The 24,658-nt window shown below is 46.9% G+C and carries 14 protein-coding genes, 2 tRNA genes and 3 rRNA genes; 18 read left to right on the top strand and 1 reads right to left on the bottom strand.

Features of this window, described 5'->3' with window-relative positions:
• Positions 1 to 30: 30 nt before the first annotated feature.
• Genes B076_RS0109660 through B076_RS0109615 form a run of 10 tightly spaced genes read left to right on the top strand, consistent with a single transcriptional unit; the run spans position 31 to position 12,233 of the window.
• On the top strand, positions 31 to 1,644 hold the full coding sequence (locus B076_RS0109660; RefSeq protein WP_157753553.1) for a phosphoethanolamine transferase: 1,614 nt from the start codon (positions 31 to 33) through the stop codon (positions 1,642 to 1,644).
• Entirely contained in the window at positions 1,641 to 2,012 is a 372-nt protein-coding gene (locus B076_RS0109655) for a diacylglycerol kinase (protein WP_028487127.1), read from the top strand. The genes B076_RS0109660 and B076_RS0109655 overlap by 4 nt, the downstream gene beginning before the upstream one ends.
• 13 nt (positions 2,013 to 2,025) lie before the next feature.
• On the top strand, positions 2,026 to 2,991 hold the full coding sequence (gene rfaD, locus B076_RS0109650) for an ADP-glyceromanno-heptose 6-epimerase (protein ID WP_028487126.1): 966 nt from the start codon (positions 2,026 to 2,028) through the stop codon (positions 2,989 to 2,991).
• Positions 2,992 to 4,032 carry a lipopolysaccharide heptosyltransferase I gene (gene waaC, locus B076_RS0109645; RefSeq protein ID WP_028487125.1) on the top strand — a complete coding sequence of 347 codons (1,041 nt, stop codon included), beginning with the start codon at positions 2,992 to 2,994 and terminating at the stop codon, positions 4,030 to 4,032.
• Positions 4,025 to 5,194 carry a capsular polysaccharide export protein, LipB/KpsS family gene (locus tag B076_RS0109640; RefSeq protein ID WP_157753552.1) on the top strand — a complete coding sequence of 390 codons (1,170 nt, stop codon included), beginning with the start codon at positions 4,025 to 4,027 and terminating at the stop codon, positions 5,192 to 5,194. Before waaC ends, B076_RS0109640 begins: the two co-directional genes overlap by 8 nt.
• Positions 5,194 to 6,279: a hypothetical protein gene (locus B076_RS0109635; RefSeq protein WP_038150530.1), complete on the top strand. Its 1,086-nt coding sequence runs from the start codon at positions 5,194 to 5,196 to the stop codon at positions 6,277 to 6,279. Before B076_RS0109640 ends, B076_RS0109635 begins: the two co-directional genes overlap by 1 nt.
• A complete protein-coding gene (locus B076_RS0109630; protein ID WP_028487122.1) occupies positions 6,263 to 7,192 on the top strand; it encodes a glycosyltransferase family 2 protein in 930 nt (309 codons plus the stop codon). The genes B076_RS0109635 and B076_RS0109630 overlap by 17 nt, the downstream gene beginning before the upstream one ends.
• A 2-nt stretch (positions 7,193 to 7,194) precedes the next feature.
• Positions 7,195 to 8,367, top strand: coding sequence for a nucleotide sugar dehydrogenase (locus B076_RS0109625; protein ID WP_028487121.1), 1,173 nt, complete (start codon positions 7,195 to 7,197; stop codon positions 8,365 to 8,367).
• Complete coding sequence (locus B076_RS0109620; RefSeq protein ID WP_028487120.1) at positions 8,368 to 9,375, top strand: NAD-dependent epimerase; 1,008 nt, start codon at positions 8,368 to 8,370, stop codon at positions 9,373 to 9,375.
• 38 nt (positions 9,376 to 9,413) lie between these two features.
• A complete protein-coding gene (locus B076_RS0109615; RefSeq protein ID WP_028487119.1) occupies positions 9,414 to 12,233 on the top strand; it encodes an FAD-binding and (Fe-S)-binding domain-containing protein in 2,820 nt (939 codons plus the stop codon).
• 90 nt (positions 12,234 to 12,323) lie between these two features.
• Here B076_RS0109615 and B076_RS0109610 read toward each other — a convergent pair whose 3' ends face one another.
• Positions 12,324 to 12,734: a hypothetical protein gene (locus B076_RS0109610; protein ID WP_028487118.1), complete on the bottom strand. Its 411-nt coding sequence runs from the start codon at positions 12,732 to 12,734 to the stop codon at positions 12,324 to 12,326.
• Positions 12,735 to 12,832: 98 nt separating this feature from the next.
• On the opposite strand from B076_RS0109610, the gene B076_RS0109605 reads away from it, so the two are divergent.
• From B076_RS0109605 to rrf, 8 genes are all read left to right on the top strand, one after another.
• Positions 12,833 to 13,426, top strand: coding sequence for a Maf family protein (locus tag B076_RS0109605; RefSeq protein WP_038150529.1), 594 nt, complete (start codon positions 12,833 to 12,835; stop codon positions 13,424 to 13,426).
• Positions 13,427 to 13,442: 16 nt separating this feature from the next.
• The gene (gene rng, locus B076_RS0109600) at positions 13,443 to 14,915 is read left to right on the top strand and encodes a ribonuclease G (protein ID WP_028487116.1); all 1,473 of its coding nucleotides are present in this window, start codon (positions 13,443 to 13,445) and stop codon (positions 14,913 to 14,915) included.
• A 39-nt stretch (positions 14,916 to 14,954) separates the two neighbouring features.
• Positions 14,955 to 18,794: a YhdP family phospholipid transporter gene (locus B076_RS0109595; RefSeq protein WP_028487115.1), complete on the top strand. Its 3,840-nt coding sequence runs from the start codon at positions 14,955 to 14,957 to the stop codon at positions 18,792 to 18,794.
• A 428-nt stretch (positions 18,795 to 19,222) separates the two neighbouring features.
• Positions 19,223 to 20,768, top strand: a 16S ribosomal RNA gene (locus tag B076_RS0109590).
• Between the two features lie 75 nt (positions 20,769 to 20,843).
• A tRNA-Ile gene (locus B076_RS0109585) sits at positions 20,844 to 20,920 on the top strand.
• A 4-nt stretch (positions 20,921 to 20,924) separates the two neighbouring features.
• Positions 20,925 to 21,000 (top strand) — tRNA-Ala (locus B076_RS0109580).
• Positions 21,001 to 21,434: 434 nt separating this feature from the next.
• Positions 21,435 to 24,297: ribosomal RNA gene (locus tag B076_RS0109575) — 23S ribosomal RNA — on the top strand.
• Between the two features lie 155 nt (positions 24,298 to 24,452).
• A 5S ribosomal RNA gene (rrf, locus tag B076_RS0109570) occupies positions 24,453 to 24,567 on the top strand.
• The 16S, 23S and 5S rRNA genes sit together here with 2 tRNA genes alongside, the layout of an rRNA operon.
• The last annotated feature ends 91 nt before the right edge of the window (positions 24,568 to 24,658 follow it).

The following is a 24,658-nucleotide window of genomic DNA, read 5'->3' as shown; positions in this document are numbered from 1 at the left end:
ACTTCAATTACCTGTACTTTAGAGGGACATGTGAGAAAGTATTTACGTTCGCATTGGTGGGTTACCTTATTTATCTTTTTCTTTCCATTGATTGTCATTTACGGTTATGTGGATTTTATTCGCAGTTCTGAGTTGAATGCGCGTTTAGGCTGGTTGCTAATGGTGGGTGGTCTGGCGTATTTGTTCCGCAAAACCCTCTCCCAAAAGCTGCTATTAGGCGTGTTGGCGTTGATGGCCTTGTCAGGTGCGTTTGATATTTTGTACGCAGTCACTTTTGGCGGCATATTCACCAGTGCCTCATTTGAGGCGATGATGCTGACCGACCCGAACGAGAGTGTTGAATTTTTGCTGGCCTATGCTTCGCTTGAGAATGTGTTGTTGTTTGTGCTTTACCTAGGGATTGTCTATTGGTCTCTACGTCAGGTGAACTTTAAAAATGTCGAAACTAAAAAAGAGCGTTTTTATGCCTTTTTGGGGATATTGATGGTGGCGGTGGCCATTCAACAGATTTATCAGCGCGACCGTTTCTTTGATACCGTTCCCGGGTTTGTTGGAGTAGCGCTGGATTACTCCAATAACCGAAAAAGTTTGGATGAAGAAGTGGCTACGAGGCAGGCGTTGTTTACGAATAAAGCGTTCAGCGCTCACAAGCTTTCTGAAAAGCCGCAGACCTATGTCGTAGTCATTGGTGAGTCGATGAACCGCAATCATATGCAGGTCTACGGTTACCCAAGGAAGACTTCTCCGAACTTGAGTGACTTAGCTTCCGAGACAATCAGATTTGATAATGTGGTGTCGGCGTTTGCCCAGACAAGGCCTTCTTTGTCCGTGACACTTACGGAAGCCTCATCCGACAAAAGTTTGCCTGAATCCAAAGCAATCAGTTTGCTGGGTGCGGTCAAGAAGGCTGGGTTTAAAACCTGGTGGATATCCAATCAACAGCCACTCAGAACCCCGACCACGGCGATTGCCGCCATCGCCGATGAGTCGCATTTCATCAGTCACGATTTTCATGGAGTTGAAAACAACCGCTACGATGGCTATTTATTGCCCTATGTGAAGCAGGCCGTTGAAGACAAGGCGCAACATAAAGTGATTTTTGTGCATTTAATGGGCAGTCATTTGCAATACCGAAATCGGTATCCGGAATCGTTCAGTGTTTTCCAGGGTAGTGAGGGGACGCGTCCGTATCGTGAGGACTTGTCTTCCTCACAGCTTCAGTACATCAATGAATATGACAATTCCGTGCGTTATACCGATTATGTTCTGGGCGAAATTGTCTCGTTTTTGAAACCCGGGCCGCAAATCAGCGCCATGAGTTTCTTTGCCGACCATGGTGAAGAGGTCTTTGACAGCAAAGATTTCAAAGGTCATGGTCCGGATGGTGTAACAAAAAATATGCTTGAAATTCCTTTTTTACTCTGGCGTAATGAGGCGTTTCAAACGGCTTTTCCGGATACGGTAAAAAGGCTTCAAGCTCGACGTGGCGCCCCTTTTATGCTGGATGACTTTTTTCACTTTGGGTTGAGTGTGATGCAGGTTGAAAGCGATTTGCTGGTTAAGGAGCGTTCCTTGGGCAGTGTTGAGTTTAAGCCTAAAGCGCGCATTGTGTACGGCAGAGATTACGATAAGGATATAAAATGAAGTCACCACATACCGGATTGAGGCGAGTGGTTTACGCGGCCGGTTATTCCTGGAAGGGCTTTAGGTCAACCTGGAAGCATGAAGCGGCGTTTCGTCAGGAAGTGATTCTAATCGCCATTATGGCGCCTTTTGCATTCTGGTTGGGTGAAACGGCCTCGGAGCGCACGATTTTAATTGGTGTGTTGTTGATCGTGTTGGTGGTGGAGTTGTTGAACTCGGCGGTGGAGTCGGTGGTGGACCGAATCGGTGATGAGTACCATAAACTGTCAGGGCGCGCCAAAGATCAGGGGTCGGCGGCGGTGTTTTTGTCGTTTTTTATCGCCATTTTAGTATGGGGCGGTTTTTTGATTTCTAAAATAATGAGTTAACGGATTAAAACGGATGATTGTAGTCACAGGTGGGGCGGGGTTTATTGGATCGAATATCGTTAAGGCATTGAACGCTCTGGGACGAAGCGATATTTTGGTGGTGGATAACCTCAAAAATGGTAAAAAGTTCATTAATCTGGCGGACTGCGATTTTGCCGATTATCTGGATAAAGACGATTTTCAAGGGCGTATTTTCGCCGAGGAAGGTTTGCCGGACATCGAATGCGTATTTCATGAAGGAGCCTGTTCCGCTACCACAGAATGGGACGGCAAGTTCATGATGGATAATAATTATGAGTATTCCAAGGATGTGTTGAATTATTGTCTGAATCGCAAAATCCCATTTCTGTATGCCTCTTCAGCCTCGGTTTACGGCGATGGCCCGACGTTTATTGAAGAGCGTCAGTATGAAAAGCCTCTGAATGTATATGGGTTCTCAAAGTTTCAGTTCGACCAGTATGTTCGTCAAATTCTGCCGCACGCGGAAAGTCAGGTGGTGGGCTTTCGTTACTTCAATGTGTATGGACCGCGCGAACAGCACAAGGGCGATATGGCAAGCGTCGCTTTCAAATTGCATAACCAGGTGCTGGCCGGCGATAACTTAAAGCTGTTTGGCCCTTACGATGGTTATGAGGCCGGAATGCAGACTCGTGATTTTGTCTATATCGACGATGTGGTGAAGGTGAACTTATGGTTTATGCAACATCCTGATAAATCTGGTATTTTCAACCTCGGTCCGGCGGCCGCTGAACCCTTCAAGAACATTGCCGAGGCGGTGATCGATTTTCACGGCAAGGGTCAAATCGAATACATTCCGTTTCCCGAACACCTGAAAGGAGCTTATCAAAGCTTTACTCAGGCAGACAACAGTTTATTGCGCCAAGCGGGATATGATGAACCGTTTCATACGGTGGCCGAGGGCGTTAAGAAATATCTGAATTGGTTAACTGAGAATCCTAAGGTATTGGATTTTAAGTAGATGCGCATTCTGCTGATTAAAATGTCGTCGATGGGCGACGTCTTTCATACCTTTCCCGCTTTGTCCGATGCTTTGGCGGCCATTCCGGAGTTGAAAGTCGACTGGATTGTGGAGAAGTCGTTTGCGGAGATTCCAACATGGCATCCGGCGGTGGATACCGTCTACCCAATCGAATTACGAAAATGGCGCAAAAGTCTGTTTAGTGGGCAGACCCGTCAGGGAATCAAAGCTTTTTTTGAAGAGGTTAATCAGACTCGTTACGATCTGATTTTGGACGCACAGGGGCTCTATAAAAGTGTTTGGGTCGGACGACGGATAAGGGGGTCAATCAGCGGCTTTGATTTGAAAAGTGCACGCGAGCCCTTGGCGAGTCTATTTTATCAACATAAATATCCGGTCGCCAAAAAACAGCATGCCATCTTGCGTTTACGTCAATTATTTGCCCAAGCTTTGAATTACTCCTTTGATGACGATCAGCCGATTGTTTACGGATTAAATACGCAGGCCTGGTCAAAACCGGAGGTATTGCCGAAAGAGTGGAATGATGACGGTTACCTGGTGTTTTTGCACGGCACCACCTGGGAAACCAAGTATTGGCCGGAAGAGTATTGGATTGAATTACTGCATAAGGTCAGTCACGCCGGTTTCAAGGTGGTGTTGCCGTGGGGCAATGATGAAGAGCATGAGCGCGCTTTACGTTTGGCCGATTCCCCAGAAATTCAACAGGCCTGGGTGCCGGATCGGATGTTAAGCCTCAATATTATGGCGAGATTGTTGAAAAATGCCAAAGGCGTGGTGTCGGTCGATACCGGGTTATCCCATGTGGCCGCCGCATTGGAGGTGCCGATGACGGTGTTGTACCGCGTCACCGATCCGAAACTGGTCGGTGCCGATGGCACCAAAGTTATCCGTCTCGAATCACCTTGTGCTCCGGATTATATCAAGCAGTTCAGAGACAAATCAGAGTCGGAAGAGTCTCTGCAGAATATTGATCCTGAAACCGTTTGGAATCGTTTGCAGGATGAACTTTCACGTGTCTGACTTAGTTCATCATGCTACTTTGGTATTGTTTGCTGCCAGCAAAGATCAGCGTCGTTACTTCACTTTATTGGCGGAAAAGACGAATCTAGGCGCTAAAGTAGTCTGGTATAAATCCTTGAAACTCCCCGCATTGTTGATTAAGTATCCATTGCACAAACTCTGGCGGCAAGCTGAATTGTTGGTGGTGCGTAAGCGCAACAGTCGAAAAGGAAAACACTACCCAAATTGGTTTTGGCCGCTGTTTCAAGTGTCTTCGTTTATTCAAGCCGTTTGGTTGTATGCTCTTTATGTGCGCTGGCTAAAAATTGAAAAGGCTCAATTTGTTGGAGTCTGGAACGGCAAGAAATTTCGTCAGGCGGTTTTGTTGGAAGCAATTCAAGCGCTGGGTAAATCTCCGATCTTTTTTGAGACAGGGCCGCTACCAGGAGTTTCAGCCATTGATCCTCATGGTGTCAACGCATTTAGTTCCGTACCTCGAGATGCCATTTTTTATCAAAACAGAGTGACGCATGAACGGATTCTGGTGCCATACTGCACTTCCGAACGTCCTAATGGCTTACCTCAAAAGTATATTTTTGTCCCTTTTCAGGTAGTGGAGGATAGCAATATTTACCTTCACTCTCCCTGGATTCGTAATATGCGCCAGCTGTTTGCGCTTTGTAAGAACCTCGCAGACAAGTTGGGTAGCGACTATCATTTCGTTTTCAAGCCGCACCCTTCCTGTGATGAAGACTACTCGGATTTGAAGCAGAAGCAGAGTGAGCAATTGATTTTTGCTGAGGATATTTCGACCCCAGTCCTAGTTGAGCATGCCGATGCCGTTATGACTGTCAATTCCACAGTCGGAATCGAGGGCTTGATGGCGGCTAAAAAGGTGCTGGTGCTCGGTGACGCGCTGTTTGCGATTGAAGGCATCAGCTATCCGGTCAAGGATGAATTACAGTTACAAGAATTGTTGTCAGGTTTGCACGATTTATCCGTTAATGAGCCAGCAGTGAATAGCTTTATAGACTACCTTAAGAATGATTATGCAATTCCCGGCAATGCCATGAAGTCACCGGATAAAACCCATTGGCGTGCCGCTGAAAGAAGGTTGCAGTTATTATTAGATGGAAAAACCTCAGAGGCTTTAGTCACTTTATCGTCAGAAAGGAGCAGGTAATGCAAGGAAATGTGCTTTATCTGCCTTCCACACCATTGAATGTTTTGCTCTCTTGCGCAGTGGCAACTCGTTTTGCAGCCGATTGTCACTCAGAAATATGGTTGATTGATCAGAAAAGCACAGAGTCCAATCCTTACTATCAGGCATTGCTGAATTGGCAATCGAGCCCTTTTCTGGCGGTAAAGATTTTTCCTGGCAAGGCACGGGGTAAAGAGAAATTACGGGAACGGCAATCGAATTTTTTGATGATTGATGCGGGGTTGGATATTTTTCTGCCTTACACAATAGTCACAGGCAGTGACCGACGGATAGAGTTCCAGTATGTGATGCATCAATTGAAAATGCAAGGAAGACAGCCGCATGGCGTCTATTTGGATGATGGGCTTTATTCGTATGCGGGAAGGCCGTACTCATGGATTAAAGATCCAATAAATTCCTTGCTAAAAAAAATTAACTACGGTTTTTGGTGGCAAGAGCCTAAAACTGTTGGTGCCTCGGCGTGGATAGAACAGGCCTGGTTGTTTCAGCCTGATTTGGCAGTTAAGGAATTGCAGAATAAAGTCCTGCATAAGTTGCCTAGTGATTGGTTTACATGTGAGCGGATTGTTTCTTTGAGTCGTATTTTGGCTGATGTTTTGCAGTTTGAAATTGATTGCCTCATAGAGTTGAATGTGATTATTTTGGTTCCGCACCCCAATAACATAAAAAAAATCCCAGGTTATCAGGAGCGGGTGGTTGAGTTGATTCGGGACTTGTCGCTTCAGGGTTATAAAATCGGAGTTAAATATCATCCTCGGATGGAGCAAAATGATGTTTTGAGGTTAGTGGAAAATGGTGCTGAGGTGGTTATTCCGACACAACTCGCATTTGAGTTTTGTTTGCCAATGTTTAAACCGGGATGCCAAATAATTGGGGATGTCGGTACCACTATGTTGACCAGTAAATGGTTGAGATCGGATTTGGATGTGAAAGCGTTGCTGGATCCCCAAAATGAATTTCAGCAGTCATTTATCCCGTTGATGGACACACTAGGGATTAATGTGATATCGAGTGTAGAGGAGCTGCTTAATGAAGCACGCAATTGATTTTTTTATACAAACCAGACAGCCGAAGTCTCCTTCGGATCGTTTGGTTATGACCATCCTGTGTCGTAATGAAGTCGATATCATTGAAGCGAATATTCGGGTGCATGCGAGTTTGGGTGTTGATGCGTTTGTGGTAATGGATAATGGTTCGACTGATGGTACGAGAGAGTTGTTACAAACTTTGTCCATGGAGTTTGAAGTTCATGTTATCGATCAGCCGTCGCAAACCTATCAGCAGGCTAAGTGGATGAAGCAGTTGGCGGTGTATGCTCGAGATAAGTTGGGCGCACGCTGGGTTGTCAGTAATGACGCGGATGAGTTTTGGTTGCCTGAAAAAGCTGACCTCAAATCTTATCTTAAGGCCAATGATTCGGTGGTCACCGTTGAACGCAGTAATATGCTGCTGACTGAAGAGGCTCTTAGCGACTCATATCATTTTTCACAGGCTAGCCACCGTGTACTTTATCCGGTTTGTTATGATCGTGACGTTCAGAAACAAGACGATCAGATATCCATGCTTCTAGTTCCAATTAGCCCAAAAGTTATCATAAATCCGAAGGGGTTGATTAAATTAAGCGGCGGCAATCACCGCGCTAAGCATTATGGAAAGTTTTTGTCGGCGCGTAAGGAAACTGGGATTCGAGTCTATCATTACCCTATCCGTTCTTATGAACAGTTCGAAGCTAATATTCAACAACGCCAACAGTTGCTTAAGTTGCCTAATGCAAGAATGGGGGATCATTACCGTCGTTGGGTACGTCTGTATGAGGAAGGTAGACTTTATGAAGAGTTTCAGCGATTTGTGGCTACGGCAGAGCAATTAGCTGCGCTAGAGCATTATCGAATTGCCATAAAGGATTCACAAGCGGGCGCTATAATAAAGCGTGCACTGGCTGATCATAAAAAGGATTAAACATGAAAATTGCGGTTGCCGGAACGGGGTATGTGGGTCTTTCGATAGCGATGTTGCTATCGCAAAAGCATGAAGTGGTCGCATTGGACATCGTTGCGGAAAAGATTGAGATGCTTAACAATAAGCGATCACCGATTTCAGACACTGAAATTGAGGACTTTCTCTCGAATAAGAAACTGAACTTTAAAGCGACTTTGGATAAAGAAGAAGCCTATCTGGATGCGGATTATGTGGTGATAGCCACGCCAACAGATTATGACACCCAAACCAATACGTTCAATACCCACTCAGTTGAAGTTGTGATTAAAGATGTGATGGCAATCAACCCGAATGCGGTGATGGTGATTAAATCCACGATTCCGGTTGGTTACACGGATCGTATCAAACAAGAACTTCAATGTGACAATCTGATCTTCTCACCAGAATTTTTAAGGGAGGGTAAGGCGCTATATGACAATCTTTACCCATCGCGCATCATTGTGGGTGAAAAATCACCCCGAGCCGAGGTGTTTGCCAACCTTTTGCTAGAAGGTGCGTTTAAAGATGTGGAAACCATACCAGTATTGTTCACCGATGCAACCGAAGCCGAGGCAGTGAAATTATTCTCCAATACCTATTTGGCGATGCGCGTTGCCTATTTTAATGAGTTGGACACCTATTGCGAGACCCATGGTTTGAGCACCAGACAGGTTATAGAGGGGGTTGGGCTTGATCCGCGTATTGGCGACCATTACAACAACCCCTCTTTTGGTTATGGTGGTTACTGCCTACCAAAAGATACCAAACAGTTGTTGGCGAACTATCAGGAAGTGCCAAATAACTTGATTCGCGCGATTGTCGATGCCAATACCACTCGAAAGGATTTTATTGCCGATTCGGTGATTAAACGTAATCCAAAGGTAGTGGGGATTTATCGTTTGGTGATGAAACAGGGTTCGGATAATTTCAGAGCTTCCGCCATTCAGGGAGTGATGAAACGTATTAAGGCAAAGGGAATAGAGGTGGTCGTTTATGAGCCAGTTCTGCAAGAAGACGAGTTTTTCAGTTCCAAAGTCCTTAAAGATTTGCAAGCTTTTAAGACTTCAGCAGACGTTATTATCGCTAACCGTATGACCGATGAAATAAAAGATGTTGAACAAAAAGTGTATACGCGAGATTTATTTGGAAATGATTAGATGAAAATACTTGTTACTGGCTCAGCGGGCTTTATCGGTTTTTTTACAGTGCAGGCTTTGTTAAAGCAAGGCCATCAAGTGATTGGAATTGATAATCTCAATGATTATTACGATGTGAATTTAAAGCAAGCGCGTTTAGAGTTTTTAGAACGGTTTTGCGTGGAGAACGGTTACGACGAAGAGTATCGTTTTCTCAAGGTTAATATTGCCGACCGGGAGGCCATGGCTGAGTTTTTCAAGCAGTATGAATTTGATCGGGTGATTCACTTGGCCGCTCAGGCCGGCGTGCGTTATTCCATCGAGAACCCGAACGCTTATGTAGACTCCAATGTTGTAGGGTTTGTGAATGTGCTGGAGGGGTGTCGCCAGCAAAAAACTGCCCATCTGGTTTACGCTTCTTCCAGTTCTGTTTATGGAATGAACACTAAAATTCCATTCTCGACGGATGATCGAGTGGATTTTCCAATTTCTTTATATGCAGCGACCAAAAAATCCAATGAGTTGATGGCTCATACCTATAGTCATTTGTACAACATTCCCACTACAGGGCTGCGGTTCTTTACCGTTTATGGCCCTTGGGGGCGTCCGGACATGGCGTATTTTTCGTTTACCAAGAAAATACTTAACGGTGAAACAATCGATGTATTCAATCACGGTCAAATGGAACGAGATTTCACTTACATCGATGATATTGTCGAAGGCGTGGTTCGTGTGATGGATTATGTTCCACAATCGCAACAGACGGAGATTACCAGTGCCCAAGCACCGTATAAAATTTATAACATCGGAAATAATCAGCCCATTACACTGGAGCGTTTTATAAATGCGATCGAGTCCGCCACAGATAAAAAGGCGGTTCGCAATAATTTGCCAATGCAACCGGGGGACGTTCCCAGAACTTATGCTGATGTCAGTGATCTGATGGAGGACGTTGGTTTTAAACCTTCCACTGAGATTGAGGAGGGTATCCAAAAATTTGTGGATTGGTATCGTATTCAAAATCAATAGTGCTTAGTGGCACCTACGATGTAAATAAGAGTGGCTAAATGGTGAAGTCAAACCCTTTTAATGACGCTTCGGTTTATGAATTGTACCCGACTCAAGTGATTGCTCCTTCTACACAAAGAGCTTTGTCGAGAGCAGTTCATGACTTATTGATTAACCATGAAGCTATTACTCCTAGAGCCGGTGGCACCTCTTTGGGTGGTCAGGCGATCGGGTCAGGGACTCTAATTGAAGTCTCCAAGCATCTAACGAAAATCATTGCCTATCGCCCAAAAGAAAGGGAGGTGGATGTCGAACCGGGGGTAATTCAGGATGATTTGAATGATTGTCTTAAGGCTGACGGTTTGCGGTTTGCGCCGGATACCTCGACCTCTAATCGCGCCATGATTGGCGGCATGATCGGCAATAATTCCTGCGGCTCTTATTCTGTTTATTACGGCACCACACGCGAGCACGTAAAGTCCGTCGATGTGATTCTGGCGGATGGTTCCGAAACTACCTTCGGCCCGCTTAGCGACAATCAGTTGCAACAAAAGCTCAATCAACAGGATTTCGAAGGCAATGTTTATCGCACCGTGTTCAATCTGCTGGAGCGCCACGGACAAACCATCCTGGAACATTACCCTCATTCATCGATAAAACGGCGCAATACCGGCTATGCGTTGGATGAGCTGTATCGTTTTCACCAACCTTTCAATCCTAAGGGAAAACCCTTCAATCTAACGCCTTTAATCTGCGGCAGTGAAGGCACCTTGGCGGTCATTAAGCAGGCCTGCCTGAATTTGGTTGAATTGCCCAAATATCGTCAACTGTTGTGCGCGCATTTTGATTCCATCGAGGCGGCGATGAAAATCGTGCCGCATTTGCTTGAATTTGAACCCGCCGCGATTGAACTGATCGACAAAGCGACGTTGGATGGTGCAAAAGCCAATCGCCTGCAACAGCAGAACCGTTTTTGGATTGAGGGCGATCCACAAGCGGTGCTGGTGATCGAGCTGTTTGACGATTCCGCATCCGACTTGAACAGTCGTTTACAAAATCAGCAGGCCTGGTTGCTGGAGCATGGCGCTTATGCGGTTCCGATTATTGAACCAGAGGATGCTACCAGAGTCTGGGAGGTACGCAAGGCTGGACTGGGCATGTTGATGGGAAGAGTCACTCGCAAGAAAGCGGTGGCGGTGATTGAAGACGCCGCTGTTCCGGTACGCGACCTGTTTGAGTATTTTCAGGATGTACAGTCGTTGATGGCCGAGTTGCAAGTTGGGTGTGTTTATTATGGCCATGCTTCGGTCGGTTTGATTCATATTCGTCCGGAGCTGGATTTGGCGACGGCAGAGGGTAAAAACTTATTTCAACTCATTGCCGAGCGCAATTCCAAACTGGTGAAGAAGTACCGAGGCGCTTTGTCCGGCGAACATGGAGACGGTCGCATTCGCGCCCCGTTTCTCAAAGAGCAGGTGGGTGAGCAGGTTTACGCTTGGCTGAAAGAAATTAAATATGCCTTTGACCCGCATAATTTACTCAATCCCGGAGTGATCATCAGTGACACGCCGATTACTGACAATTTACGTGCCGATCGCCAGCCACAACAGCGTTTGTCAACCGCCTTTGACTGGACTAAAGATTTATCGCTGATGGATGCGGTTGAGAAATGCAACGGCGCGGGGGCCTGTCGAAAGTCGGCGGGCCGTGGCGTCATGTGTCCGTCCTATCAGGCGACACGGGAAGAAAATTATTCGACTCGTGGGCGCAGCAATTTGTTGCGTTATGCTTTGACCGAACCCGACCCTCGAAAAGCGTTGAATGATGCAGAGTTGCAAGATGCGCTGGCACTGTGTCTGGGGTGCAAAGCCTGTAAAACAGAGTGTCCGGCCAATGTCGATATGGCGCGTTTGAAGGCCGAGGTGCTTCATCAGACACGAAAGTTTTTTGACTTGAGTGATTGGGCGATGAAGCATTATGCAGGCCTGCTCAATCTGGGTCAGAAGTGGCCAAGACTCTTTAATGCGGTGCAGTCTTTAAGCCTGGTCAAAAAAGCGCTAGGGGTGGATGTTCGCAGAACACTGCCGCAAGCGCATTCGCAAAACCTAAAGGCCTGGTGGTTGAGTCAAAAGGTTGAACCGATACCGGCTGCTTCAAAAGTGTGGGTGTTGGTCGACCTGTTCAGCCAGTTTCAGGAGCCCCAAGTGGGGCAGGCGGTGTTGCGCAGTTTGAGCAAGATGGGCTTGCAGGTAGAGCCTGTTTTTTTGAGCGCCTCTCCACGGGCTTTGATCAGTCAAGGGCTTTTAGCGGAAGCCAAACAGGCATTGTCGCAGACGGTAAAGTTAATCAAGAGCTGGCAGTCTGGTGATTATATTGTGGGCATTGAGCCTTCTGAGCTGTTGGTTTGGCGCGATGAAGCGCGTGATCTGCTTAAATTGGAACCCTCTGAGAATGAACAGGCCTGCTATCAAGCCTTGTTTAATCAAGTATTGTCTTATGAGGAGTTAATACTGCGCCTCTCGGGAGTGGGGACTCTGCCGAAATTCAAACAAGTAAAACGCAAGGTCTGGTTGCATGTGCATTGTCACCAAAAGGCGTTGGCGCAACCGGATGATAGTCGCAAAGCCTTGGAAATGATTCCGGGGGTGGCGGTTGAAGTGATCCTGTCAGGCTGTTGCGGTATGTCCGGCGAGTTTGGCTATAAGCATTATGAGGTTTCCAAGACCATTGCCGAGCAAACTTTGTTGCCGACGCTCGAGCATGCTCAGGAAGTGGATTGGATTGTCGCCACCGGCACCAGCTGCCGTCACCAGTTGGCCGATTTTGGTCAGTATTCGGCTTTGCATATCGCCCAAGTGTTTGACCAGGCAATGGATTGAGTTCTGGATTGCTTCAATGTTTAAGTGTCTTAACTATGGATTCGTCACCAGGCCTGTTCATTCTGAGTTTTCTATAAAATCAGGCCGTGTTCATTGGTTGAAAAAGGGCGCTAAGACTTTTTTCAGTTCTTGTGGTCGGCTGTCGCTTGCTTTTAAGGGTTCATGACACCAGACAGCATCCGGCCAAACTTCGTCGTTCTCTTCTCTGAAAATCAAATGAATGTGTTGATGGGGGTTTTTATTGCCAATTTTGGCGAGATTGAAATGCTCTCCAATATCATTCTTCTGGATAAAATCAATCAGACGATAGATTTCGCCATACAACTGTTGAATATAGTCCAAGTTTTCACTGGCCTGTAAAGAAGCTTTTGGAACGATGAGCATCCACGGTATTTGGGTTTTTTCGGCCATGAGCGAATACAGAGGGTGGTCGTAGAGATAGACCGCATCAAAGGTCGATTCAAGTAATTCGGAGGTGTGGTTTGGCAGAATAATATCCATAATGATTCGCTGGTTAAAAACGTGGGGTAAAACGCCCATTCGTACTATTTACAGGTTAGAATGAACGGATAGTCAAAACTAAATAATAGCAGAAATTTATGCAAACGCTGACAAATGAATCGACATTGCTTTACTTGGCCTCCGGCTCGCCACGCAGACAGGAACTGCTGAGGCAGCTGGAATTGAAGTTTGAGGTAATCAATGCGCCTGTGGAAGAGGTCGCCTTGCCGCACGAGAGTCCCCCTTCTTATGTTCGGCGCATCGCGATTGAGAAAGCGCTGGCCGGCTTTAACAAGGTAGCCGGAAAGCAAATTTGGGTGATAGGGGGAGATACCGCGGTGGTGCTGGGCGACAAGGTATTTGGCAAGCCAAAAAACGAAGCCGACGCCTGTCGGATGCTGACCATGCTTTCCGGTAAGACTCATACCGTTTTGTCTGCTGTGGCGGTGGTTTACGATGGCCAAGTGTTCTCAGAGTTAAATCAGACGTTGGTCACCTTTCGCGATTTAAGTCACGAAGAAATTTTAGCCTATTGGCGAAGTGAAGAACCTCAAGGGAAGGCAGGCAGTTATGCCATTCAAGGATTGGGAGCCCGGTTTATTGAGAAAATCGAGGGCAGTTATTCCGGCGTGATGGGGTTGCCACTGTATGAATTGGATCAACTCTTAGCCGCATCCGGCTATTCAAAATAATAAAAAGGCATGGTCAATGCATAACGAAGAAAAAGTCTTAGTCAATGTCACCCCGAACGAAACCCGTGTGGCGTGGGTCGAAAACGGCGTGCTTCAGGAAATCTGGGTTGAGCGCACCAACAAACGCGGTCTGGTAGGCAATATCTATATCGGAAAAGTCGATCGGGTCTTGCCGGGCATGCAGGCCGCGTTTGTGAATGTTGGTTTGGAACGGGCGGCGTTTTTGCACGTTTCCGATGTTTGCCAGAAAAGCGTCGGGCATGACGAAGAGGAGGACTGTGAGGACATCGCCAAGCTTCTGCGTCCCGGGCAGAAGATTATGGTTCAAGTGGTGAAGGATCCTTTAGGAACCAAAGGTGCGCGCATTACCATGCAGGTCACCATTCCTTCGCGAATGGCGGTATATATGCCGAATGAGCGAGCTCTGGGCGTTTCGCAAAAAATTGAAATGGCCGAAGAGCGTGATCGATTGCGTGAGTTAATGAAGCAAGTTCCAGAGTTTAAGGAGTCGGAAGGGGGCTTTATCGTACGAACGGTTGCCGAAGGCGTGGATTTTCATGAGTTGAGGGCGGACATTATTTTTCTACAACGTTTATGGAACGATGTTCAGGAGAAAGGGCGTGCAGCGCGCAAGCCGAGCGTGATTTATGAAGATTTGCCTTTGTACTTAAGAATCATGCGCGATATTCCGATTGACCGTATCGAAAAAATCCGTGTGGATTCATCCGAAACTTTGCAGAAAATGCAGCAGTTTGTGAAGACCTATGTAATGGAGCTGGGGGATAAAGTAGGGCTTTACACTGGAGAGCGGCCGATATTTGATCTTTATAATATCGAGCAAGAAATTCAAGGAGCGCTTGAAAAACGGGTGAGCCTGAAGTCCGGCGGTTACCTCATTATTGATCAAACAGAAGCAATGACCACCATCGATGTGAATACCGGTGCGTTTGTAGGCCATAAAAACTTGGAAGAAACCATTTATCGCACCAATCTTGAGGCAACCCAGGCGATTGCCCGTCAGTTGCGCTTGCGTAATTTGGGGGGGATTATCATTCTTGATTTCATCGATATGGAATATGAAGAGCATAAGTCCCACGTGCTGGCGGCGTTGGAAAAAGAGTTGTCAAAGGATCGCGTCAAAACTTCAATCAGCAATATTTCCAGTTTGGGGCTGGTGGAGATGACCCGTAAGCGAACCCGCGAAAGTTTGGAAAGAACCTTGTGTGAATCTTGTCCTATGTGCAATGGTCGCGGTACGGTTAAGACCGCCGAAACGGTCGCTTATGAGATATTTCGGGAAATTACCCGTATGGCGCGTTCGTTTGATGCGAAGCAGTATCGGGTCATTGCGGCGGAAAGTGTGGTGGCTCGTATAATGGACGAGGAGTCCAGCAGTGTGGCCGAGCTAGAGGCTTTTTTGGACAAAAGCATTCGTTTTCAAGCGGAAAGCACCTACGCGGCTGAGCAGTTTGATGTGGTGATGATGTAACGAGGATGGCATGATTAAGTTCAAGTTGAGAGGCCAGGCATGATTCGAAGAACGCACCAACTTTTATTTGTACTGTTTGCGTTGTTTGTTGCTTATTTGCTGGTTGTGCGCTTACTTATTTCCTGGGCGCAATGGGCTCCGAATCAGTTTGGATCGGTGGTCGAGACCTTTACTGATACAGAAATTGTTTTTCAGGATCTGGATATCGATCAGAACTGGATGGGTGTAACGGTGCATGCCAAAGAGCTTTTGGTTGAACATCGCACTTTTGAGTTTGAGGCCGGCAGAATCTCAATAGATTTGAATGTATTTTCGCCGTTGATTCCGCAGATGAGTTGGGGGGATTTTTTGGAGGTGGAAAACCTGATTCTTTGGGAGTTCCAGCCAAAACAGGGTGAGAGTGCTCTGAAGAAATCATCTCAGCCGGTTTCTCTGGAATCGGTGGAGGCGCTGTTTGCTAAGGTACAACTCAACAGGCTGTGGAAGCGGGTTAATATATCTGAGCTTTCAGCCTCCATTCGCACTGAGGGGAATCCCTTTAAGATTAATGTGGAAACCTTTCAAGCCTACAAAGGTGCCAATTGGAGCATGGCAGCGGATTTTACTCTGTCATATGGCTCCTCTCTCCAGGAAGAGGTATTTCAGTTTAAAGGGTCGTTTTTACCTAACGTTTGGGGGAGGGCTGATCGAGGACGGTTCTCTCTGACATCGTTTGAGCCGCTTGAGCTTGAAGGGTTGGCGAGATTGCTGCCGGATAAATGGCATGACGTGATTCCCGAAGGGGAATTGACGGTTGATGTTAGCGGTGAGATGGCGGGTGGCAGACTGTCGGATGCGACCATTGAATTATATGCGCAAGCCTTGCAGTGGCCTGATAGTGTCGAAGCGCTTCCCAAGACATTGGGCGTTGATCTGGCTTGGCAGAGCCCGTCTAAAGTGTATGGTGAGCGCGATGTGAAGTGGCACTTTTCAGCCAGCCAGCTTCAGATTGATAATCAATATATTGAGACGGTTGCTCCGATTGAGCTTTCCTTTGCGGGGAACCGGAATCTGTCTTTTACAACCAAACGTTTTGATATCGAGCCCTTTAAGCGCATGGTGCACGCGATTTTGAAAAACGAAAATGTGGCCGATCTTTTTGATGCGTCTGTTGAGCTTTCTTTGCAGGATATTGAAGGTGAGCTGGATGTCGATACCTTAGTCGTTGAAAACCTTTCGATGGAAATCTCAAAATTGTCCGTGCCGGTGACGAACCTGCCCGGGTTGGCAATGGAGCAGATATTTATCGATAAACGTGGCAATGATTTTCAAGTGATTGTCGATAAGCCTTTTTGGGTGATGGAGCCTCGTCTTCACCCGGTTCCGATGCGTTTCCAGATAAAAAACAGGCTTAAAGGCAAGTTGAATTTCTCTGAATCTGAATGGCAAGTCAGTCCTTTAAAAATGACATGGGATGAAATGCCTGTGCAAATATCCGCTCACGGAGACTTTTTTGGTGGGCTTGAATCCCAGCTTTCAATCACGCCAGATTCAATGCAGAAAGTAAAAGATTATCTGCCTTACGGTTTGATGTCCGAAAAACTGCAGGCCTGGTTGAAAAATGCCTTATTAGCCGGGGAGGAACTGGAAGGCCAGTTTTACTTTAATGGAAATCTAAACGATTATCCGTTTACTGAGGGTGAGACTACATTTGGAGGGGAGGTTTCTGTCAAGAATGCGCGCTTGAAATTTCAGCCGAAATGGCCAGAGCTTTCGGGGCTTGATGCAAAAATCACCTTCACACCATATCGCCTCGAGATTGCCTCCGACAAAGTCACCTTGACTCCCGGGCTTGCGGCCAAGGATGTTCGAGTACTGATTGATGATTTGCATACAAAAAATATCGCCGTTCACATTAACGGAATGGTCAGTGCGCCAGCTGAGAAAGCTATGGCCTATTTTCTGGAAACGCCATTGCCAGCTAAGCTTGGCGTGAATGAGCTGTTAAGTGATCAGGATAAAATTGCGCTTTCGGGAAAACTTCAGCTTGATTTGCAGGATATCTGGATTCCGGTGCATGGTTTTGCTGGCAGAGACGAGACGGTTTCCGGAAAGGTGACGTTGAGTGAGTCTAAGTTGCGGCTTTATGACCAGTTTGTGGTGGATAAGATTGCTGGGGTCATTCAATTTACAGAGCAATCGGTCAATGGGCAGAATCTCAAAGCGGTGGTGGAAAAAGGTGACGCGGACTTCAATATCCGTACTGATTTAAAAGCGCAAAAGGTTGAGATAACCGGTAACGGGGTGGCGGAACCTGACTATCCGACTCTACTGGATGGTCAAGTCGGATGGAAGTCGGTTTTTACCTTGCCTCTAAAAAAACAAGATCAGACCAACTTGACGGCTGAAATTGAACTGGACTCGCGAAAGGCGCAATGGAAAATGCCCGCGCCGCTTAATCAGGAGGCTCTAAGTGGTCTCACTAAATTAAATGTGGTGAGTCAGTCAGAGCAAACCCGGATAACAGGCAGTGTTGAAAGTCTGGGGGTGTTTATTTTCCAGATCAACGAGGCAGATGAGAATAAAAAGCGTGTTGCTGGAGCTATTAACTTGGGGATGGGGGAAACACAAGCATTACTGTCTAATCAAGCCAAGGTTTCCGTAAATGGGCAGTTGCCGTTGCTGGATTTGGATGGTTGGATTCAATGGCAAGCCCCGGGCAAGGAAGAAGGAACTGAATGGCTTGAACCGATAGTTTGGGCGAAATCTAGCCTGACTTTCAATTCAGTTCAGTTGTTTAATGAAACCTATCCGGCTATGAACTTGACTTGGCAGGGCACGCAGAATAATCAAATATCCTTTAATTCCAGTGCCGATTATTTGAATGCGGTGGCTCAGTTGCAAGGCGATCATCAGCTAGACATAAGTGTGAGCAAGCTCCATCTTAATCTGCCTGACGACACCTTCACAAAAACGGATGTGGATGAGCAGGAGGCAGAGCAGAAAATACAGGCTTGCAAAGCAAAGACACCTTCCATTGGAACATGGCCAAGGATTAACTTCAGTGGGCAAAACCTATCAATTAATGACAAGCTGATGAGCAGCATGCGTTTTGAGTTGGAGGATGGGCGTAATGCCCTGCATTTTAAAGACCTTAAGGTTGTGTTCGCCAATGGGGCTGGAGTATTGGATGGCCAGTACTTCTTTCATAAAGTGCCTAAACAAAGTAGTGCTGTCCTGAAGGTAACGTCCTCAAATGTTAAAAGTCTGACAAGGTTGATAGGTTTGAAACAGGGCTTTAGCGGTAAAAAAGCCGACCTTAAAGCCAATCTGGCCTGGTCGGGTGGGCTCGAGTGTTTCGATTTACTCGGTCTGACCGGTCAGACCGGTTTTGAAATCAGGGATGGTGTGGTGGATGATGTCGAACCTGGATTTGCTAGGTTATTGGGCTTGCTTAATGTGACCTCCATTGCGCGACGTTTGTCATTGAACCTAAAGGATGTCACGACTAAAGGCATGGCTTACGATAATATTAAAGGTAAAGCGCTGTTTAAAGACGGTTTGTTGCAATTAGATGGATTTAAAATGAGAGCCCCCTCTGCATCAGTGGATTTGTTTGGAAATGTGGATTTGATTCAAAGGGAATTCAAACTTAAAGCTGAAGTAACGCCAGCACTGGGAAGTTCATTGCCAGCCTTGAGTGCCATTACTGGGGTCGCGACCCCATTGGGTGCGCTTGCCATTTACGCACTAATGAAAGTGATACCGGATATCAATGAAGACTTGGTCACTTATCGTTACGATGTGACAGGGCCTTGGGCAAAGCCTGTCATTAAAGAACGTAATGGCCAAACTAAACCTCAAGAGGTTGAGTCTGGAGTTGATGAGTTATTGAATTAATAAAAAGTTAAATTAATTTCAAAAAGAGTGTTGACACTAAATCGAACTCTGGGCATAATACGCACCTCTTCAAGACGAGGTGGTGATTCACCGCTGAGCCGAGAAGGAAAGCGGCATAGCCGTGAGGATTTTGAAGAAAATAATTTGAAAATAATTATTGACATTAAAGGCCGAGCGGACATATAATACGCAGCTTGCCGAGACGGAAAACAACGAAGTTGCTGACCGTCTCGAAGAGACCTAAGTTCTTTAAAAATCAGGTAATTCAGAGATAATTTATGTGGAAGCTCCTTAAGTGAGTAACCTAATAAAAAATCTCGAAACGACAAAATTATGTATATAGGTAGAAGAAATTCTTCCATGCAGAATCTTGTCAATTCCGAGTGTTTAGACCAGAGATGGTCGTTATAAATATATCAAGCAAGATTAAACTGAAGAGTTTGATCCTGGCTCAGAATGAACGCTGGCGGTAGGCTTAACACATGCAAGTCGGACGGAAACGATAGATTAGCTTGCTATTCTAGGCGTCGAGTGGCGGACGGGTGAGTAACGCGTGGGAATCTACCCTATAGTTGGGGACAACATATGGAAACGTATGCTAATACCGAATATGCTCTACGGAGTAAAGGAGCCCTCTTCTTGAAAGGTTTCGCTATAGGATGAGCCCGCGTAGGATTAGCTAGTTGGTAAGGTAATGGCTTACCAAGGCAACGATCCTTAGCTGGTTTGAGAGGATGATCAGCCACACTGGGACTGAGACACGGCCCAGACTCCTACGGGAGGCAGCAGTGGGGAATATTGCACAATGAGCGAAAGCTTGATGCAGCCATACCGCGTGTGTGAAGAAGGCCCGAGGGTTGTAAAGCACTTTCAATTGGGAGGAAGATAGAGTAGTTAATACCTGCTTTATTTGACGTTACCTTTAGAAGAAGCACCGGCTAACTCTGTGCCAGCAGCCGCGGTAATACAGAGGGTGCAAGCGTTATTCGGAATTACTGGGCGTAAAGCGCGCGTAGGCGGATTAGTAAGTCAGTTGTGAAAGCCCTGGGCTCAACCTAGGAACTGCATCTGATACTGCTAGTCTAGAGTTTAGTAGAGGGAAGGGGAATTCCAGGTGTAGCAGTGAAATGCGTAGATATCTGGAGGAACATCAGTGGCGAAGGCGCCTTCCTGGACTAAAACTGACGCTGAGGTGCGAAAGCGTGGGTAGCGAACGGGATTAGATACCCCGGTAGTCCACGCCGTAAACGATGTCAACTAGTTGTTGGCCTTATTAAAAAGGTTAGTAACAAAGCTAACGCGATAAGTTGACCGCCTGGGGAGTACGGTCGCAAGATTAAAACTCAAAGGAATTGACGGGGGCCCGCACAAGCGGTGGAGCATGTGGTTTAATTCGATGCAACGCGAAGAACCTTACCATCCCTTGACATCCTGCGAACTTTCTAGAGATAGATTGGTGCCTTCGGGAACGCAGTGACAGGTGCTGCATGGCTGTCGTCAGCTCGTGTCGTGAGATGTTGGGTTAAGTCCCGCAACGAGCGCAACCCTTATCTTTAGTTGCTACCATTTAGTTGAGAACTCTAAAGAGACTGCCGGTGATAAACCGGAGGAAGGCGGGGGCGACGTCAAGTCATCATGGCCCTTATGGGATGGGCTACACACGTGCTACAATGGGGGGTACAAAGAGCAGCCAACTGGCAACAGTGCGCGAATCTCAAAAAACCCTTCGTAGTCCGGATTGGAGTCTGCAACTCGACTCCATGAAGTCGGAATCGCTAGTAATCGTGGATCAGAATGCCGCGGTGAATACGTTCCCGGGCCTTGTACACACCGCCCGTCACACCATGGGAGTGGGCTGCAAAAGAAGTGGCTAGTCTAACCTTCGGGAGGACGGTCACCACTTTGTGGTTCATGACTGGGGTGAAGTCGTAACAAGGTAGCCGTAGGGGAACCTGCGGCTGGATCACCTCCTTTAAGATAAAAGGTTACGAGCTTAAGCGAGCTTTCACATAAATTGTCTCTGAATTACATGAAAATAGTGAACGACCTGGGTCTGTAGCTCAGTTGGTTAGAGCGCACCCCTGATAAGGGTGAGGTCGGTGGTTCAAATCCACCCAGACCCACCAAAACGGGGCTATAGCTCAGCTGGGAGAGCGCCTGCCTTGCACGCAGGAGGTCTGCGGTTCGATCCCGCATAGCTCCACCAATAACAACCGCTAATGTGGTTTTAGTTGATTGATAAGAAATTAGAGATTGATTGAGAATATATTAGCGGTTCTTATTGTCTGGGAAGTGAGTGAATGTTAGAATTCCGCTTCTCAGTTACACGATAAAACTGAAGTTCTTTAAAAATTTGGAATAGATCTCTCAAAGTGAATCACGCCGACATGTGATTCACAACTTAACCCCTTCCCGGGGGTTAAGGAGAAAAATCTTAAAGTGATCATTCGTAAGAATGATTGCTGTAAGTAATAGGTAAAAATGTATTTATTGAGAATACTCAAGCGATACATCATGACAGCGAAACTTTTAGTTGCGTACACTCATCAGACCTTATAAGCAGAAGCAAGTTCATTAAATGGTATAGCTACCAGAACCTGTGGAGTTAACAAAAGGCATAAGGTTATTTTTGAGTTGTATAGTTAAGTGACTAAGCGTACACGGTGGATGCCTAGGCGGTAGAAGGCGACGAAGGACGTAGTAACTTGCGATAAGCCACGGGGAGCTAGTAAACAAGCTTTGATCCGTGGATTTCCGAATGGGAAAACCCATCCTTTATGGATATCCCCTTGTGGGAGGCTAACCCGGAGAACTGAAACATCTAAGTACCCGGAGGAAAAGAAATCAACCGAGATTCCCCTAGTAGCGGCGAGCGAACGGGGACCAGCCCTTAAGCATTTATAAGAGTAGCAGAACAGTCTGGAAAGTCTGACGATACAGGGTGATAGTCCCGTATGCGAAACTCTTTTAAGTGTGAAATCGAGTAGGTCGGAACACGTGAAATTCTGACTGAACATGGGGGGACCACCCTCCAAGGCTAAATACTCTCTACCGACCGATAGTGAACCAGTACCGTGAGGGAAAGGCGAAAAGAACCCCTGAAGGGGAGTGAAATAGAACCTGAAACCGTGTACGTACAAGCAGTGGGAGCAGACTTGTTCTGTGACTGCGTACCTTTTGTATAATGGGTCAGCGACTTACATTATGTAGCGAGGTTAACCGAATAGGGGAGCCGTAGGGAAACCGAGTCTTAAATGGGCGATTAGTTGCATGGTGTAGACCCGAAACCGGGCGATCTATCCATGGCCAGGTTGAAGGTGCCGTAACAGGTACTGGAGGACCGAACCCACGTATGTTGAAAAATGCGGGGATGAGCTGTGGATCGGAGTGAAAGGCTAATCAAGCCCGGAGATAGCTGGTTCTCCTCGAAAACTATTTAGGTAGTGCCTCATGTATCACTGTTGGGGGTAGAGCACTGTTATGGTCTAGCGGTCCGTCAAGGATTAGCAGCCCATTGCAAACTCCGAATACCAACAAGTGCAATCATGGGAGACAGACTGCGGGTGCTAACGTCCGTTGTCAAGAGGGAAACAACCCAGACCGCCATCTAAGGTCCCTAAATATTACTCAGTGGGAAAGGATGTGGGAAGGCTCAGACAGTCAGGAGGTTGGCTTAGAAGCAGCCACCCTTTAAAGAAAGCGTAATAGCTCACTGATCGAGTCGGCCTGCGCCGAAGATTTAACGGGGCTAAGTAATATACCGAAGATGCGGATGCCGTAAGGCATGGTAGAGGAGCGTCGTGTAAGCCTGCGAAGGGAAGTTGTAAAGCTTCCTGGAGGTATCACGAGTGCGAATGCTGACATGAGTAGCGATAAAGGGAGTGAAAAGCTCCCTCGCCGAAAGACCAAGGTTTCCTACGCAACGTTAATCGACGTAGGGTTAGTCGACCCCTAAGGTGAGGCCGAGAGGCGTAATCGATGGGAAGCAGGTTAATATTCCTGCACTTTTTATTACTGCGATGGAGGGACGGAGTAGGCTAAATCAGCTTGGCGATGGTTGTCCAAGTTTAAGGATGTAGGCAGAACACTTAGGTAAATCCGGGTGTTTAATGCTGAGATCTGATGACGAGTCCTCTTTTGGACGAAGTGATTGATGCCATGCTTCCAAGAAAAGCTTCTAAGCTTCAGGTAATAAAGAATCGTACCCCAAACCAACACAGGTGGTCAGGATGAGAATTCCAAGGCGCTTGAGAGAACTCGGGTGAAGGAACTAGGCAAAATGACACCGTAACTTCGGGAGAAGGTGTGCCCCTGCCGGTGATGAGACTTGCTCTCTAAGCTAGTGGGGGTTGCAGAGACCAGGTGGCTGCGACTGTTTACTAAAAACATAGCACTGTGCAAAATCGAAAGATGACGTATACGGTGTGACGCCTGCCCGGTGCCGGAAGGTTAATTGATGGGGTTAGCTTATGCGAAGCTCTTGATCGAAGCCCCGGTAAACGGCGGCCGTAACTATAACGGTCCTAAGGTAGCGAAATTCCTTGTCGGGTAAGTTCCGACCTGCACGAATGGCGTAACGATGGCCACACTGTCTCCACCCGAGACTCAGCGAAATTGAAATCGCAGTTAAGATGCTGCGTACCCGCGGCTAGACGGAAAGACCCCGTGAACCTTTACTACAGCTTTGCACTGGACTTTGACACTATCTGTGTAGGATAGGTGGGAGGCTTTGAAGCCGTGACGCTAGTCATGGTGGAGCCGTCCTTGAAATACCACCCTGGTATTGTTGAGGTTCTAACCTCGGTCAGTGAATCCTGATCAGGGACAGTGTATGGTGGGTAGTTTGACTGGGGCGGTCTCCTCCTAAAGAGTAACGGAGGAGCGCGAAGTTACCCTCAGCACGGTCGGACATCGTGCAATGAGCGCAAGAGTATAAGGGTGATTGACTGCGAGACTGACACGTCGAGCAGGTGCGAAAGCAGGTTCTAGTGATCCGGTGGTTCTGTGTGGAAGGGCCATCGCTCAACGGATAAAAGGTACTCCGGGGATAACAGGCTGATACCGCCCAAGAGTTCATATCGACGGCGGTGTTTGGCACCTCGATGTCGGCTCATCACATCCTGGGGCTGAAGTCGGTCCCAAGGGTATGGCTGTTCGCCATTTAAAGTGGTACGCGAGCTGGGTTTAGAACGTCGTGAGACAGTTCGGTCCCTATCTGCCGTGGGCGTTGGAAAATTGAGAGGGGCTGCTCCTAGTACGAGAGGACCGGAGTGGACGAACCGCTGGTGTTCGGGTTGTTGTGCCAACAGCATTGCCCGGTAGCTACGTTCGGGAAGGATAACCGCTGAAAGCATCTAAGCGGGAAACCTGCCTCAAGATAAGTTTTCCCTAGACTTTAAGTCTTCTGAAGGGCCGTTAGAGACTATGACGTTGATAGGCAAGGTGTGGAAGTGCAGCAATGTATGAAGCTAACTTGTACTAATTACCCGTGAGGCTTAACTATACAACTCAAAAGTGACTTCTTATAGAAGAGTGTCCTGATGTATTGAATGAGTGTTCAAAGTAAATACACGAAAACCGAATTATAGAGCAAGATTGAAGAGATCTGTTTCAAAGAACTTTGAAGGTTGATGAAGATCAGCCTTCAGCACCAAATTGCTTGGTGACAATAGCAAGATGGAACCACCTGATCCCATTCCGAACTCAGAAGTGAAACGTCTTAGCGCCGATGGTAGTGTGGGAGGTCCCATGCGAGAGTAGGTCATCGCCAAGCTTATATCCCTAAACCCGCCCTTGCTTCGCATCGGCGGGGTTTTTTATGTCTGTTTCAATATGATCCTTTATTACCAATCCTTTTGAAAAAT

The sequence above is a fragment of the Thiomicrorhabdus chilensis DSM 12352 genome (genome assembly GCF_000483485.1).
GTDB classification, from domain to species: domain Bacteria; phylum Pseudomonadota; class Gammaproteobacteria; order Thiomicrospirales; family Thiomicrospiraceae; genus Thiomicrorhabdus; species Thiomicrorhabdus chilensis.
Note: the sequence above shows the minus strand (reverse complement) of the source record. Positions and strands in the feature narration are given on the sequence as shown.